The sequence below is a fragment of the Empedobacter sp. R132-2 genome, from assembly GCF_030324375.1.
GTDB classification, from domain to species: domain Bacteria; phylum Bacteroidota; class Bacteroidia; order Flavobacteriales; family Weeksellaceae; genus Empedobacter; species Empedobacter falsenii_B.
The window spans coordinates 1-15,515 of the sequence record NZ_JACAGG010000007.1 but is presented as its reverse complement, the minus strand read 5'-3'; the positions used below and the strand labels follow the sequence as shown (position 1 = coordinate 15,515).

At 33.5% G+C, this 15,515-nt stretch carries 13 protein-coding genes; 8 read left to right on the top strand and 5 right to left on the bottom strand.

Features of this window, described 5'->3' with window-relative positions:
- Window position 1 precedes the first annotated feature (1 nt).
- The gene (locus tag HXZ69_RS05480) at window positions 2-727 is read right to left on the bottom strand and encodes a pyridoxine 5'-phosphate synthase (RefSeq protein WP_286495299.1); all 726 of its coding nucleotides are present in this window, start codon (window positions 725-727) and stop codon (window positions 2-4) included.
- Window positions 728-736: 9 nt separating this feature from the next.
- A complete protein-coding gene (locus HXZ69_RS05475; protein WP_221854250.1) occupies window positions 737-1,996 on the bottom strand; it encodes a mechanosensitive ion channel family protein in 1,260 nt (419 codons plus the stop codon).
- Between the two features lie 65 nt (window positions 1,997-2,061).
- Between HXZ69_RS05475 and HXZ69_RS05470 the strand changes: the two genes are divergently transcribed.
- The 6 genes from HXZ69_RS05470 (at window position 2,062) to ggt (ending at window position 12,279) form a co-directional block, all read left to right on the top strand.
- Window positions 2,062-2,547: a DUF456 domain-containing protein gene (locus HXZ69_RS05470; RefSeq protein WP_286495298.1), complete on the top strand. Its 486-nt coding sequence runs from the start codon at window positions 2,062-2,064 to the stop codon at window positions 2,545-2,547.
- A 110-nt stretch (window positions 2,548-2,657) separates the two neighbouring features.
- Entirely contained in the window at window positions 2,658-3,119 is a 462-nt protein-coding gene (rimP, locus tag HXZ69_RS05465) for a ribosome assembly cofactor RimP (protein ID WP_221854248.1), read from the top strand.
- A gap of 15 nt (window positions 3,120-3,134) precedes the next feature.
- The gene (nusA, locus tag HXZ69_RS05460; RefSeq protein WP_114997920.1) at window positions 3,135-4,370 is read left to right on the top strand and encodes a transcription termination factor NusA; all 1,236 of its coding nucleotides are present in this window, start codon (window positions 3,135-3,137) and stop codon (window positions 4,368-4,370) included.
- 63 nt (window positions 4,371-4,433) lie between these two features.
- The gene (infB, locus tag HXZ69_RS05455; RefSeq protein WP_286495297.1) at window positions 4,434-7,496 is read left to right on the top strand and encodes a translation initiation factor IF-2; all 3,063 of its coding nucleotides are present in this window, start codon (window positions 4,434-4,436) and stop codon (window positions 7,494-7,496) included.
- A 238-nt stretch (window positions 7,497-7,734) separates the two neighbouring features.
- Window positions 7,735-10,536, top strand: coding sequence for a TonB-dependent receptor (locus HXZ69_RS05450; RefSeq protein ID WP_286495296.1), 2,802 nt, complete (start codon window positions 7,735-7,737; stop codon window positions 10,534-10,536).
- 75 nt (window positions 10,537-10,611) lie between these two features.
- Window positions 10,612-12,279, top strand: a complete 1,668-nt coding sequence (ggt, locus tag HXZ69_RS05445) for a gamma-glutamyltransferase (RefSeq protein ID WP_286495295.1) — start codon at window positions 10,612-10,614, stop codon at window positions 12,277-12,279.
- Window positions 12,280-12,332: 53 nt separating this feature from the next.
- On the opposite strand, the gene HXZ69_RS05440 is transcribed toward ggt, so the two are convergent.
- Together HXZ69_RS05440 and HXZ69_RS05435 are read right to left on the bottom strand one after the other, a co-directional pair.
- A complete protein-coding gene (locus HXZ69_RS05440; protein WP_286495294.1) occupies window positions 12,333-12,614 on the bottom strand; it encodes a GNAT family N-acetyltransferase in 282 nt (93 codons plus the stop codon).
- Between the two features lie 24 nt (window positions 12,615-12,638).
- Window positions 12,639-13,511 (bottom strand): pirin family protein, encoded by an 873-nt coding sequence (locus tag HXZ69_RS05435; RefSeq protein ID WP_286495293.1) that lies wholly within the window; start codon window positions 13,509-13,511, stop codon window positions 12,639-12,641.
- A 222-nt stretch (window positions 13,512-13,733) separates the two neighbouring features.
- Here HXZ69_RS05435 and HXZ69_RS05430 point away from each other — a divergent pair, with 222 nt between their 5' ends.
- Window positions 13,734-13,892 (top strand): hypothetical protein, encoded by a 159-nt coding sequence (locus tag HXZ69_RS05430; RefSeq protein WP_185144212.1) that lies wholly within the window; start codon window positions 13,734-13,736, stop codon window positions 13,890-13,892.
- A gap of 71 nt (window positions 13,893-13,963) precedes the next feature.
- A complete protein-coding gene (locus HXZ69_RS05425; RefSeq protein ID WP_125350491.1) occupies window positions 13,964-14,215 on the top strand; it encodes a hypothetical protein in 252 nt (83 codons plus the stop codon).
- A gap of 251 nt (window positions 14,216-14,466) precedes the next feature.
- On the opposite strand, the gene HXZ69_RS05420 is transcribed toward HXZ69_RS05425, so the two are convergent.
- Complete coding sequence (locus tag HXZ69_RS05420; protein ID WP_286495292.1) at window positions 14,467-15,351, bottom strand: hypothetical protein; 885 nt, start codon at window positions 15,349-15,351, stop codon at window positions 14,467-14,469.
- Window positions 15,352-15,515 lie beyond the last annotated feature (164 nt).

The window sequence follows — 15,515 nt, the reverse complement described above, 5'->3', positions numbered from 1 at the left end:
TCTACAAATTTGCTAATTCAATTTTACGTAAATACGCTTGTATCGTATTTTCTAAACCTAAATATAGAGCTTCAGAAATTAACGCGTGACCAATAGAAACTTCTGCAATTGTTGGAATTTCGCGAATAAAATATTCAATATTATCTAAACTCAAATCGTGTCCAGCATTTACAGCCAATCCATTTTCGATTGCTAATTTTGCCGTTTCTTTATAAGGAAGAATTGCGTCAAGATTTCCTAAACCGTATTGCGTCGCAAATTCTTCTGTGTACAACTCGATTCGATTAGCACCAGTTTTCGCAGCACTTTCAATTAAAGCAGGATTTGGATCTAAGAAAATAGAAGTTCTGATTCCAGCATCTTTAAACGTTTTAATCACATCTGTTAAATAATCAAAATGTTTGATTGTATCCCAACCAGCGTTTGATGTAATCGCATCTTCTGAATCAGGAACCAAGGTAACTTGTTCTGGTTTTGAGTTTAAAACCAATTCCATAAAACTATCAATCGGTTTTCCTTCAATATTAAATTCAGTTGTTACAACAGGTTTCAAATCGTACACATCTTGGTAACGAATATGACGTTCGTCTGGACGTGGATGAATCGTAATTCCTTGCCCTCCGAATTCCTGAATTTTGATTGCCGCTTCTACAAGATTTGGCGTATTTCCACCACGCGCATTACGAATTGTGGCAATTTTATTTATATTAACACTTAATTTAGTCATGATTTTATATTATAATTTTTTTATATCAGAAAGCGAAATGCTTTGCATAATTTCTAAGTCAAATTTACGACAAGCTGTTAACAAATGATCGAAAATATCGGACTGAATTCTTTCAAATTCCAAATTGCTTGCCGAAGTTGTAAAACAACCAATTTCTAACGGCATTCCAAGCGGCGAAACAGGTAATTGTTTTACGATAATTGGATCATTTTGCGAAACTGTTTTTAAACTTTTTAAATAATGTTCAACATAAATTCTAAAAACACCAATATTGGTTAAGTTTTTACCATTAATATCTAAATCAGAATTTTCAATGTTTTGATTATAGATAGAGATTTCGTGACGTTTTTGTTGAATATAATGATGAATTAAAGTAATATTTTCGAAACGATTTAACATTTCTTCGTTACAAAACTGAAACGAATTTACATTAAACGAAACAGAACGTTTTATTTGACGTGTTCCAGTTGCCAACATCGCCATATGATTGGTTACCTGAGACGATACCAAATCTACAGTAGGAACCGTTGCAATAGATTTATCAAACTTCTCAATTTTCACCAAATTGATGTTAATTTCTTTTACTATTCCTTCAATATCGCCTTTGGAAACGGTAATCCAATCGCCAACTTTTACAATTTTAGAATAGGAGATTTGCAAACCAGAAACAAATCCGAAAATTGCATCACGAAAAATCAATAAAACAGCTGCGGTTAAAGCTCCGAGAACGGTAATAATTGTATTTTTATCAACCGTAAACAAAATCATTATTCCAGAAATAATCGCAAAAAATGTGATAATAAACTTCAACATTTGCCCAAAAGTTCGCACTCCAACTGTTGTATAACTATTTTCTTCGTTGTACACATCAATAATTGTATTGATAACTCGGAAAATAAGTTGCGTAAAAACGATTAATGAAATAAGTTGTGTAATGCGTTGAACAACATGAAAAATATTTCCTTCATTCTTGAACAAAATAACATTCATGCTTAATGCAAAACTGATTGGAACAAGATGAATAGCTGAAAGAAAGACTTTGTTTTTGTACAAAAACTTCAACCAATCGTTTTCGGTGAAATTCTTTAATTTTTTTAGAAGCGGAAGAATAATAACTCTTAGCACAAAATCTATCACAAAAAGAATAGCTATCCAAGTAACAATTTCTAAAAAGGTAAAAAGATTTTCGGATAAATCAATTTTGAAATATTGATTGAAAAAAAATTTTACACCATCAGAAAATTCTTCATAAAAAGATTTATCTTGCATAAGCTGTTAATTGAGTTTAAATAGATTTGTTTGTGCAAAGTTACAGTTTTAAAAATACTAAAATAATGGATAACGATAGTATACTAAATCTTATTAGTGGAATTTTATTGGTTGTTGGTTTGGTCGGAACTGTTTTGCCAGCTTTACCAGGAGCACCTTTGGCATTGGTCGGATTATTGGTTTTTAAATTCAGTAGTGATTGTAGTTACAATTGGGGAACGATAATTATTGCAGGACTTTTTGTGTTATTAGGTGCGCTTTTAGATTATTTATTACCAGCTTACATGACCAAGAAATTAGGTGGAACCAAATACGGGATTTGGGGATCTATTGTAGGATTAATCATCGGATTATTTTTTCCACCAATCGGGTTTATCGTAGGTCCTTTTCTGGGAGCATTATTAGGCGAATTGGTTTTTACTGCGGCTTCGCCTAAAGTTGCATTAAAATCTGCTTTCGGATCTTTTGTCGGATTTATTTTAACAACAGGATATGATGTTATTTTAACATTAATTTTTATAGGAATATTTGTTTATCACTTAATGAATTAGTCAGATTAAATGATTGAAATTAGGTCAATAAAAAATATTTAACTATATTTGCAAAGAATTTAAAGGAATAAATGGAGGAGGGCTGGTTATAGCTCTCTTTTTCGTTGTATATGGATTCAAATAAAGTAAAACAGCTGATAGACGAAGCAATAGCGGAAAATCCGTCATTGTTTCTTATCGATTGGAAAATCACTCCAGATGATAAAATTGTAATTTTAGCAGATGGAGACGAAGGTCTTTCAGTCGAAGAAATTGTAAGAATAAGCCGATATGTAGAGCACAATCTTGATAGAGAAGAATGTGATTTTGCATTAGAGGTTTCCTCTCCTGGTGTAGGAAGTAACCTAACCATGCCACGCCAATTTGTCAAAAATGTAGGAAGAACTTTAGAAGCTACATTAAGCGACAAAGTGATGGAAGGCGAAATTGTAGAAGCTGATGAAGAAGGTGTTACAATTTTTTGGGAAGCGCGCGAACCAAAACCTGTAGGAAAAGGAAAAATTACAGTAGAACACAAAGAAAAAATAAATTACGCTGACATCAAGAAAGCGATTATAAAAGTCACCTTTTAAAAAAATAAAAGTTTAATGGACAATCTTGCATTAATTGAATCTTTTGGAGATTTTAAAGACGATAAGAACATCGACCGTATTACGCTTATGGCAATCTTAGAAGATACCCTGAAAAGTGTTTTGAAAAAGAAATATGGTACAGATGATAACTTTGATATTATTGTAAATCCTGATAAAGGAGACTTAGAGATTTGGCACAACCGTATCGTTGTAGAAGACGGTTTTTCAGAAGACGACGCAACAGATATCGAATTATCTGAAGCACGTAAAATTGAGCCAGATTTTGAAGTAGGTGAAGAAGTATCGGAAAAAATTCCGATCGAAGCATTAGGTCGTCGTGCAATTTTAACTTTACGCCAAACATTGGTGTCTAAAGTAATGGAGCATGATAATTCTAATTTATACGAAAAATTTAAAGGTTTAATCGGAGAAGTAGTTACGGGAGAAATCCATTATGTACGTCACAAACAAGTGATTATAATGGATGACGAACAAAACGAAATGATTTTACCAAAAGAAAATCAAATACCATCAGATTTTTTCAGAAAAGGAGATACATTACGTGCTGTTGTAGATGACGTAAAATTGAGAGGAGCAAAACCTCAAATTATTTTATCTAGAACATCACCAAAATTTTTAGAGAAATTATTTGAACAAGAAATTCCAGAGATTTTAGACGGATTAATTACAATCAAAAATGTAGTTCGTATCCCTGGAGATAAAGCAAAAGTAGCAGTAGAATCTTACGACGATCGTATCGATCCAGTAGGAGCTTGTGTTGGAATGAAAGGATCTCGTATCCATTCAATTGTACGCGAATTACGTAACGAGAATATCGATGTAATCAACTACACAAACAACATGAGTTTGTTTATTCAACGCGCTTTAAGCCCAGCTAAAATTTCGAATATCGAAATTAATGAAGAAGAAAACAAAGCCTTAGTTTACGTAAATGCAGACGAAGTTTCGAAAGCAATTGGTAAAGGAGGTTACAATGTTCGTTTAGCTTCTAAATTAGTTGGAATGGAAATTGATATTTTCAGAGAAGGCGCCCAAGACGAAGACGTAGAATTATCAGAATTCTCAGATGAAATCGATGCATGGGTAATCGAAGCATTCAGTGCTATCGGGCTAGATACTGCCAAAAGTATTTTAGAACAAGATGTTGATGACTTAATCAAGCGTACGGATTTAGAAGAAGAGACAATCTTAGACGTTATCCGTGTCTTAAAAGAAGAGTTTGAAGATTAATTCATACTCAAGTCATAAACAATTCATACATTTGCAAACATTAAAATAAGAGATTAGCTTCATATGTCGGAAACAATAAGATTAAGTAAAGTATTAAAAGAATTAAATATATCAATAGATAGAGCTGTTGACTTTTTAGAAGGGAAAGGTAAAACTGTAGAGAAAAATCCGAACTCTAAAATCGATGTGCCAACTTACGATATTTTAGTTAATGAGTTCCGATCTGATGCTAAACAAAAGCAAGCTTCCGGTGAAGTAGTCATTAACAAAATTTCAGATATCAAAGCCGCTGAGAAAAAAGAAGCAGAAGCAAAAGCTGCAACTGAAAAACCAGTAGAAAAGAAACCTGAAATCATTGAAACGACGAAAGTTGAATTGGAAGGACCAAAGACTGTTGGAAAAATAGACTTAGATGCTTTGAAACCTAAAGCCAAAGTAGAAAAAACTGCGGTAAAAGAAGAGGTGAAGAAAGAAGAAATCAAGAAAGAGGAAGCACCAAAAGCTGAACCTAAAACTGAATCAAAAGAGGAACCGAAAGGACCGAAAGTGATAAAAGTTATTGATCTTGATAAAATAAATAATACAGGTAAACCTAAAAAGCAAGATTCTCCAGCTCCTAAAAAAGAGCAAGCAGAACCTAAAAAGGCGGAAGCACCTAAGGCGGAAGTTAAAAAAGAGGTGAAGAAAGAAGAACCTAAAAAGGTGGAAGAGGTTAAAAAGCCTGAAATAAAAACGGAAGCGAAGCCTGAAGTGAAGAAAGAAGAAATTGAAGAAGTAGCAGCAGTTGAACCTCAAAAAATTGAAACTGTCTACACAAAATTAGATGGACCTAATTTTACAGGTGCAAAGATTGACTTATCTAAATTTGATAAGAAAAAAACTGACGATAAAAAAGGGAATCAAAAAGGTGCTAATAACGCTGCTGACAAGAAAAAGCGCAAACGTATCCAGAAAAACGTTAAACCAGAAGATGTAGCAAAAGCTGGAGAAAACGGAGGAAACAATAACAATCGTCAAGGTGGTAACAACAACCACGGAGGAGGAAATAATAATAACCGCCAAGGTGGTAATAACAACCACGGAGGAGGAAATAATAACAACCGTCAAGGAGGTCAAGGACAAGGAGGTAATCGCCCAGGTGGACAAGGTGGTAATCGTCAAGGTGGTGGAAACTTTAGAGGTGGAAACAACCGTGGACCAAGAGTTCCTCAAGTAGAACTTTCTGACGAAGATGTTAAAAAACAAATTAAAGACACTTTAGATAAACTTACTAATAAAGGAAAAGGATCTAAAGGGGCTAAACACAGAAGAGACAAACGTAAAGAGCGTCGTGAGTTTGCTGAGCAAGAGCAAGAAGCAATAGACATGGACAAAACTTTACATGTAACAGAATTTGTAACGGTTAACGAATTAGCTTCTTTAATGGATGTTTCTGTTACAGAAGTTATATCTGCATGTATGTCATTGGGAATCATGGTTACCATGAACCAACGTCTAGAAGCGGATACAATTCAATTAGTTGCAGATGATTTCGGATTCGAAGCAGTATTTGCTAATGCTGAAGAAGAAATCTCAACTGAAGAAGAAGAAATCGATAACGAAGAAGATTTAGTAACTCGTGCGCCAATCGTAACTGTAATGGGACACGTGGACCATGGTAAAACATCTTTATTAGATTATATTCGTAAAGCAAACGTAATTGCTGGTGAGTCTGGAGGTATTACACAACACATTGGTGCGTATAACGTAACATTGCCAAGTGGTAAGCGTGTAGCGTTCTTAGATACACCAGGTCACGAGGCCTTTACAGCGATGCGTGCTCGTGGTGCTCAAGTAACGGATATTGCAATTATTGTAATTGCGGCCGATGATCAAATCATGCCACAAACACGTGAAGCAATTTCTCATGCTCAAGCAGCTGGAGTACCAATGGTATTCGCTATCAATAAAGTTGATAAACCAGCAGCTAACCCAGAAAAAGTAAAAGAGCAATTAGCTCAAATGAACTTATTAGTTGAAGACTGGGGTGGTACTTACCAATCTCAAGAAATCTCGGCTAAATCTGGTTTAGGAGTAGAAGATTTATTAGAAAAAGTATTATTAGAAGCTGAGGTATTAGACCTTAAAGCGAATCCAAAACGTAAAGCATCTGGTACAGTTGTAGAAGCTGCATTAGACAAAGGACGTGGATATGTTTCGACAATTATCGTACAAACAGGTACATTACACATCGGAGATTATGTATTAGCAGGATCTCACCATGGTAAAGTTCGTGCAATGTTAGATGAGCGTGGGAACAATATCAAAGTTGCTGGACCATCAACACCAGTTACAATATTAGGATTAGCGGGTGCGCCAACAGCAGGTGATAAGTTCAAAGTTTACGAAGATGAACGCGAAGCGAAACAAATTGCAACTCGTAGAGATCAATTACAACGTGAGCAAACTATTCGTACACAAAAACATATTACGCTTGATGAGATTGGACGTCGTATTGCTTTAGGAGACTTCAAAGAGTTGAATATTATCTTGAAAGGGGACGTGGATGGTTCTGTAGAAGCATTGACAGACTCTTTACAAAAACTTTCGACAGAAGAAATTATTGTTAACATCTTACACAAAGGAGTTGGACAAATTACAGAATCTGACGTATTATTAGCTTCTGCTTCAGATGCGATTATTATCGGATTTAATGTTCGTCCTGGTGGATCTGCTCGTGATATTGCAGAAAAAGAAGAAGTTGAAATTAGAACTTACTCAATTATCTATGCTGCGATCGAAGAGATCAAAGAAGCGATGGAAGGTATGTTATCTCCAGAGTTGAAAGAGCAAGTAACAGGTAATATTGAGGTACGTGAAACATTCAAAGTAACGAAAGTTGGTACTATTGCTGGATGTATGGTGTTAGACGGTAAAGTTTACAGAAACTCTAGTATTCGTATCATTCGTGACGGAGTTGTGATCCACGATGGTGAATTAGCTTCATTGAAACGTTTCAAAGATGACGTGAAAGAAGTTAGTAAAGGTTACGAATGTGGTCTTAACATCAAAAACTTCAACGATATTCAAGTAGGTGACATTATCGAAGCTTACGAAACTGTAGAGGTTAAAAAGAAATTGAAATAATTATTTCTCAACAAATATTTTAAAAGGAGCTCACTTTGAGCTCTTTTTTTATGAAATTTTATTTAATAAAAATCAATACTCTACTTGTTATGTAGAATTATATTCTATTATTAATCTTATTTTTAGAATAGAATCTCTATTTAATATTAATTTAAAGTTTTCTTTTATTTTATTTAAAAACGAGTTGTTTTATATTCTATAAAGTCTATAAATTTGCTAGACTTTTAAAATTGTAAATATGAACAAGAAATTATACTCACTCAAAAAAATATTTTTTCTAACTGCTCTTTTCGGTGGAACATTTTTATTCGCTCAAACTAAAGTCACAGGTACGGTTGAAGATGTAAATGGACCAATCGATCAAGCAACGGTTAATGTAAAAGGAACAAATATCACGACGATAACAGATGCAGATGGTTTATATCAACTAACGTTAGAACCAGGGAAGTATGAAATTATTGTTTCAAAAATAGGTGAGCCAACAACGACGCAAACGATTAATGTGCTTGATGAAAATGAAGTTTCTTTAGATTTCTTTTTACAATCAATCAATTCGGAGACTGATCTTAGCGAAGTTGTTTTAATTGGTTCGCGCGCAGTCGGACGTACACAATTAGATTCTTCAACACCAGTTGATGTGATAGATATTAAAGAGGTTACAAAAGATGTAGGACAAGTTTCGTTAAATCAAATCTTAAATTATGTAGCACCATCTTTTAGCTCGAATACGCAAGTTATTTCTGACGGAACAGATCATATAGATCCTGCTTCTTTGCGCGGTTTAGGACCAGATCAAGTATTAGTTTTGATTAATGGAAAACGTCGTCATACAACATCATTGGTTAATATTAATGGTTCGTTTGGTAAAGGTTCTGTCGGTACAGATTTGAATGCAATACCAACTTCTGCAATTAAACGAATTGAAATTCTTCGAGATGGAGCCGCGGCTCAATATGGTTCTGATGCGATTGCAGGTGTGATTAATATTGTCTTGGAAGATTCGACAGATAAACTACGCGCGTCAATTTCGTATGGAGGAAATCTTTCGAAAAATGCAGAAGATAATTTTGATGGCGAAACTTTTCAAGCGAATGTGAATTATGGTGTAAAAGTTGGAGAAAAAGGAGGATTTGTAAATGTTGCAGGTTCTTACGACAAGCGTCAACCATTCAATCGTCAAAAAGAATTTACAGGAACAATTTTTTCAGATTATAATCGACCAGATTTATATCCAAATCCAACTGGAAAAGATATTACAGAGGAGGAATTAGCCCGCCGTGGAGAAACGCGTGCTGATTATGTTTCGCGTATTGGACAATCAAAAAATGAAGGAGGTGCGATTTTTATTAATTCACTTTTCCCAGTTTCAGATAAAACCGAAATTTATGCATTTGGAGGATTAAATTATCGTTTAGGAGAATCAGCAGCCTTTCGTCGTCAGCCTGCTCAGTTGCATCAAACTGTTGCGTCAATTTATCCAAATGGATTTTTACCATTGATTCAAACCAATAATTACGATCGCTCTTTAGCAGCGGGAATTCGTAGTGAAATTAACGGTTGGAAAGTTGATTTTTCGAACACATACGGAAATAATACCATCGATTTTGGAGTAAAAAATACAGTTAACGCATCGATGAAAGAATCTTCACCAACATCTTTTGAAGCTGGTGGATATCGTTTTACGCAGAATACAACCAACCTAGATTTTACGCGTTTTTTTGATGATGTTTTAGCTGGAATTAATGTCGCTTTTGGTGCAGAATTTCGTTATGAAAATTATCAAATTGTAGGAGGTGAAGAGTCATCTTATGCGAATTATGGTAAAGTTCGTCAAATTGGTGTAGACGGAAATGGAAAGCCAATTTATGTACAAGATTTTAATGGAAATATCAATACATTATTCGCTGTAAATGGTACTGCTTTAGCAGGTGGAGCGCAAGCTTTTCCAGGATTTTTACCAGCGAATGAAGTCAATGCAAATCGTCATTCTGTTGCGGCGTATTTAGATACTGAATTTAATTTTACGAAAGATTTCTTAGTGGCTGCTGCGTTACGTTATGAAGATTATTCAGATTTTGGTTCAACATTAAATGGAAAAATTTCGACTCGATACAAATTAGGAAACTATGTGTTGAGAGCCGCAGCAAGTACAGGATTTAGAGCGCCATCTTTACATCAATTATATTTTAGTGCAACATCAAGTTTATTCTTAGATGGAGCAATTTCTAATTCAGGAACTTTTACAAATGATAGTCGTGCTGCAAAATTATTAGGAATTCCACAATTGAACGAAGAAAAATCGAAATCAGTTTCGGCTGGAGCTACGGCAAATTGGGGAAAATTCAAATTGAGTGTTGACGGATATTTCATTAGAATTGATGACCGAATCATTTACACAGGATCTTTCACAGGAAGTAATGCAGCAAATGCATCAGCTCAAGACAAAGAGATTTACGAATTATTGCAACAAGCAAATGCAACTTCGGCTCGTTTCTTCGCAAATGCAATTGATACCGAAACGAAAGGAATAGATGTTGTTTTGACGTATCAAGATCGTTTGGGAGCAGGAAAATTACGTGGAGATTTATCGGCGACTTTTAGCAAGACAAATGTTGTAGGCGATGTACATGCTTCCGATTTATTGAAAGGAAAAGAGTCTACTTATTTTGATCGTTCAAGTCGTATTTATTTAGAATCGGCTATACCTCGTACAAAAATTAATTTATCCTTGAATTATTCATTGGATAAATGGAATGTTTACTTAAGAAACGTGTATTTTGGAGAAGTTGATGCAGCGACAAATACGGTGGCAGATTCGCAAACATTTAGCGGAAAAGTTGTAACAGATTTGAGTTTTGGTTATGCTTTCAACAAAAATATTTCGTTAACAATTGGTGCAAATAATTTGTTTGATATCTATCCTGATGAAACGAAAATTGGAGGAAATAGAGGAGCAGGATATTTCGTGTATTCACGTACTGGACAACAATTCGGAACTGGAGGACGTTTTGCTTTCGCTCGTTTATCATTAAGTTTATAATTTAAATAGTTTATATGTTTTACCAAATCTTTGTCGTAATTGATGAAGGTTTGGTATTTTGTTTAAATCGATTTTATGAAAAAAATATCATTTATTATAGTTTCATTCTTCGCGATTATTCAGTTGAATGCGCAAGAATCTTACAAAAATGGAGCTGTTGTAACAGCTCATCCCGAAGCTTCAAAAGTTGGAGTTGAAATTCTGAAAAAAGGTGGAAATGCGATTGATGCTGCTATTGCAGTTCAGTTTGCGTTGGCGGTTGTTTATCCAAATGCAGGAAATATTGGTGGCGGTGGATTTTTGGTTTATCGTGATGCAAAAGGAAAAACAGATGCGTTAGATTATCGTGAAAAAGCACCTTTAAAAGCAAGTGAAGATATGTATTGGGACAAAAATGGCAATGCAATTACTGATCTTAGTTTGTATGGACAATTTGCTGCAGGAGTACCTGGAACTGTAGATGGAATGGTGAAAGCGCACGAAAAATATGGGAAATTAAATTGGAAAGAATTAGTTCAGCCGGCTATTAGTTTAGCTCAAAAAGGATTTAAAATAACAAAACAACAAGCGAGCGAACTGACAAATAAGCATAATGATTTTGTAAAATATAATTCAAAAACGAATGCTTTAACGTCTAAATCATCTTGGAAAGAAGGAGATTTGTTGGTTCAAAAAGAATTAGCAAATACATTAAAATTAATTCAACAAAAAGGTCGTGCTGGTTTTTATGAAGGAAAAACGGCTGATTTAATAGTGAAAGAAATGAAACGCGGAAACGGAATTATTTCGCACGAAGATTTAAAACAATATCAATCGGTTTGGAGAACGCCAGTTTCGGGAAATTATAAAGGTCTTAAAGTAATTTCGATGCCGCCGCCTTCAAGTGGAGGAATTGCATTGGTTTCGTTATTTCAATCAATCGAAGATTATCCAATCAACAAATGGGGATTTCAAGCAGATTCTACAATTCAAGTGATGGTAGAAGCAGAGCGTCGCGTTTATGCTGATCGCGCAGAGCATTTAGGTGATCCAGATTTTATAAAAGTTCCGCAAAAACAATTGTTGGATAAAAGTTATAATGTAAATCGAATGAAAGATTTTTCGTTTGATAAAGCAACACCAAGTTCAGCAATTAAAGCGGGAGAAATAATTGGTAAAGAGTCAATGGAAACAACGCATTATGTAATTGTTGACAAAGATGGAAATGCGGCTTCTGTAACGACTACTTTGAATAATTCCTATGGATCTTTGGTTGTAGTAGAAGGTGCAGGATTTTTGTTGAATGATGAAATGGATGATTTTTCTGTAAAACCAGGTACACCAAATTTATATGGTTTAGTTGGAGGAAAAGCTAATGCGATTGAACCTTCGAAAAGAATGTTAAGTTCGATGACGCCTTCTATTTTAGAGAAAGATGGTAAATTGTTTATGGTTGTGGGAACGCCAGGTGGCTCTACAATTATAACGTCAGTTTTTCAAGCCATCTTGAATGTTGTTGATTTCGGAATGACGATGCAAGAAGCTGTTGCAGCACCAAGATTTCATCATCAATGGTTGCCAGACCAAATCGATTATGAGCCAAATGCAATTTCAGAAAACGTTCGTGAATCGTTAAAACAAAAAGGTTATACATTGAAAGAACGTAAACCTTACGGGCGTGTGGAAGGAATTTTGGTCAACACTAACGGAACATATCAAGCTGGTGCAGATCCAAGAGGAGATGACAAAGCAGTGGGATATTAAGAAATACAAAAGGAACTCGATTCGAGTTCCTTTTGTATTTTTAAGAGAAAACTTTATGATAAAACGTCTTTAATTTCTGGATTTTTATCAAACTGCGCTTTTGCGAAAGGACATAAAGGAATTACTTTTATATTATTATTTCTTGTCCATTCAACCAAGGCTAATAAAGCTTTTTTTCCTAAACCTTGTCCGCCATAAGCTTCGTCAACTTCTGTATGATCGATAATAATTTTATCATCACCAGCCCAAACATATGTCATTTCTCCAGCTTTTTTATCGCCATCTAAAACGACAAAAGCTCCATTTTTTTTATCATCAATTTGTTTAATTTCCATCAGTTTTATTTTTGAAGTTGTTTATTAATCTTCTAAAGTACCAAATTTTCCGTTATTAAAATCCTCAAAAGCTTCGCGAATTTGCTCTTGTGTATTCATCACAAAAGGACCATAAGAAGCGATTGGTTCATTTAGAGGTTCTCCACTCAAAATTAGTACAATGCTATTTTCAGTTGCTTCGATTGTAAAATCTTCTCCTTCGTTAGTAAATAATAATAAATGATCTGTTGGAACAATTTCTTGTTCATTTACTTTCACCTCACCTTCAATAACCAATAAAACGGTATTGTAATTTGCAGGAAAACTAAAATTCGCTTTTCCGCCTTCATTCAATTTTGCATTCAGCATATTAACAGGAGAAAAGGTAGATGCAGCACCTTTTGTTTGGTTGTATTCCCCAGCAATAACTTCGATAAAACCATTTTCAACTTCTACAGTAGGAATATCTTTATGTTCGATCGCCTGATATTTTGGAGTGCTCATTTTATCCTTTGCAGGAAGGTTTACCCATAATTGAACCATTTGAAAAATTCCACCTTGTTTATAAAATTCTTCTGCATGATATTCTTTGTGTAAAACACCAGAAGCTGCGGTCATCCATTGTACATCTCCTTGATGAATTGTTCCTCCTCCACCAGAACTATCATGATGAGAAACGCTTCCTTGATAAGCAATAGTAACCGTTTCGAAACCACGGTGTGGATGCACACCAACACCTTTTGGTTTGTCTGTTGCTGGAAAATGAAATTTTGAATTGTAATCTAACATAATAAATGGATCCATTCTTTTCATATCTAAATGATAACCACTTGGAATAAAATTGTGAACTCTAAACCCATCTCCAACGAAGTGAGGTTCTCTTGGAGCGATAACTATTTCTATATTTTTTGTATTCATAATGATTTTTTTATATGTTTTTATTTTTGTTATACAAATTTACGAAGTTAAATAGTTGATTATATTGATGTAGGTTAAGAAGTTTTAATTGAATAAGTTAACATATATCAATGGTTTGTATGATCTGTTAAATTTAAATAGTTCTAAAATATAGATGAACGATGTTTGTCTAATTATTGTTTTTTTATATTTGGTTGTATCTATCTAACAAAATAAATAAAAATGAAAAAAAATTCAATAGTTTTAGGTGTATTTGCATTAGTTACATTAGGATCTTGTAAAAATGAAACACCTCAAGAAAAAGCGCAAAAAGAGTCACAGAAAGCTTTAGACAAAGCGTATGATGCAAACGAAGCAAATCAAGTTGCGACAAAGCTGTAGTAAAATCAGATATTGCAACAGTTATTTATACAGATATTGCTGCCGCAAATGCTGCTGTTGCTAAAATTCCGATGCCTGCATTGTTAAATGATAAAGCTAAAAAATTAGCAAGTGATTTGGGTAAAGCGTTGATTGATAGTATTAATGTAAAAGACGCAAAAGAAATAGAGAAATCTGAAAAGAAAATTACTGATTTGAAAAATGATGTTGAAAAAGCTTATCAAGACAGTAAAATAAATGTTGAGGATCGTGATGCAATCAAAACATATATCGAAGATTGTGTAAGAGCTGCAGTAGCTACTGTTGTAGCTATACATTCTTAATATTCTTTTTATAGAAGTATAAAGCCCACCTCAATTGAGGTGGGTTTAGTTATATATAATAAATTCTCATCAACCATATTAGGAAGTGTAACCTTTAGCAAAGGCTCTTCTTCCATGGCACGTTTTGTCGAAAAGATAGCTTCATCGTTTCATTCACATCCCAATGTATATTGATTTTAAACTGTTTTCAGCATCAGAATTTTATTCAACTGTTTATTTCAGGTCTATGAGATCACAATTAAACAAATAAATTAGTCAAGTAGTTTTTCTATAAATTCATTATTCTGAATTCTAATTTTTATAAAATTATCGCTATTAATTAAAAAATCTAAATATTTTTTAATAAGTATATCGCCGTATGATTTTTTAATTTTATTGATTAAATCAAGTTCCATATCTTTTTGAGAAGAATAACTGTAGAGATAAGCTAAACGTTTAAGTAAATTTATTAAGAAGGTATTTTTGTTAAATAAAAAGAGTTGATCAAAATAACATAAAATTATTTCAGCTGGAACATAATTACTTATTACATCGATCATTTTTTTATACTCCTTTTCAGCATCTAATATCTTAAAATATAAATCAATACAATCATCTGATTCGTAAAAATTTATTTTAAGATTAGTAAGTGTTTTCGTTCTGAATTTTTTAAACTTTTCTTCTTCATTTAAATGATTTTTTATAAAAAGAAAATCTTCTAATGATGGATTGTAAGGGAATTTTAAAAGTTTTATTTCTGTATATTTAGGCAAATCATTTGTCTGTTTATAAAGTTTTTCTAGAATATTGTAATAAGGGTAGTTGTATTTTTCTTTAGAATTGTTTGAAATAATATCTTTACAATAAGCTTCTACAGCAATATGGTCAGTTTTCATTAGTTCTTCTAAAATCATTAAATTATAGTCATTTTGATAAATTGATGGTTTGAAATAATCTTTTATTTCTGTAAACAACTCTGTCTCTATCATGATTTGTAGAAAGAATGTCTGAATCTCTATGTTATAATTTATATTTTCTTTATGCCATTTTTTTAGGTAATTTAGAAGGTGTTGTCCGATAATTTTTTTTCTCTCTGTAGTCGCTTGATAATATATTTCTTTATTTATTTCAAAATCATTTACAGTTATATTATCCATATTAAGGAAGTTGCTCCAATGATCAAGTACAACGTTTTTCCATTGTTCTTCTACTGCTATTTTATTGATCCTAAAAGCATATTTTTCCAATAGCGTCCTAAATAAATTTAGGGCATAAAATATCCACCCACTTTAGTAGGATACAAGCTATAGTTGGACAAAAT

Coding starts and splice junctions, on each gene's coding strand:
- HXZ69_RS05480 (WP_286495299.1), bottom strand. CDS start 727: ATGACTAAATTAAGTGTTAATATAAATAAAATTGCCACAATTCGTAAT.
- HXZ69_RS05475 (WP_221854250.1), bottom strand. CDS start 1,996: ATGCAAGATAAATCTTTTTATGAAGAATTTTCTGATGGTGTAAAATTT.
- HXZ69_RS05470 (WP_286495298.1), top strand. CDS start 2,062: ATGGATAACGATAGTATACTAAATCTTATTAGTGGAATTTTATTGGTT.
- rimP (WP_221854248.1), top strand. CDS start 2,658: ATGGATTCAAATAAAGTAAAACAGCTGATAGACGAAGCAATAGCGGAA.
- nusA (WP_114997920.1), top strand. CDS start 3,135: ATGGACAATCTTGCATTAATTGAATCTTTTGGAGATTTTAAAGACGAT.
- infB (WP_286495297.1), top strand. CDS start 4,434: ATGTCGGAAACAATAAGATTAAGTAAAGTATTAAAAGAATTAAATATA.
- HXZ69_RS05450 (WP_286495296.1), top strand. CDS start 7,735: ATGAACAAGAAATTATACTCACTCAAAAAAATATTTTTTCTAACTGCT.
- ggt (WP_286495295.1), top strand. CDS start 10,612: ATGAAAAAAATATCATTTATTATAGTTTCATTCTTCGCGATTATTCAG.
- HXZ69_RS05440 (WP_286495294.1), bottom strand. CDS start 12,614: ATGGAAATTAAACAAATTGATGATAAAAAAAATGGAGCTTTTGTCGTT.
- HXZ69_RS05435 (WP_286495293.1), bottom strand. CDS start 13,511: ATGAATACAAAAAATATAGAAATAGTTATCGCTCCAAGAGAACCTCAC.
- HXZ69_RS05430 (WP_185144212.1), top strand. CDS start 13,734: ATGAAAAAAAATTCAATAGTTTTAGGTGTATTTGCATTAGTTACATTA.
- HXZ69_RS05425 (WP_125350491.1), top strand. CDS start 13,964: ATGCCTGCATTGTTAAATGATAAAGCTAAAAAATTAGCAAGTGATTTG.
- HXZ69_RS05420 (WP_286495292.1), bottom strand. CDS start 15,351: ATGGATAATATAACTGTAAATGATTTTGAAATAAATAAAGAAATATAT.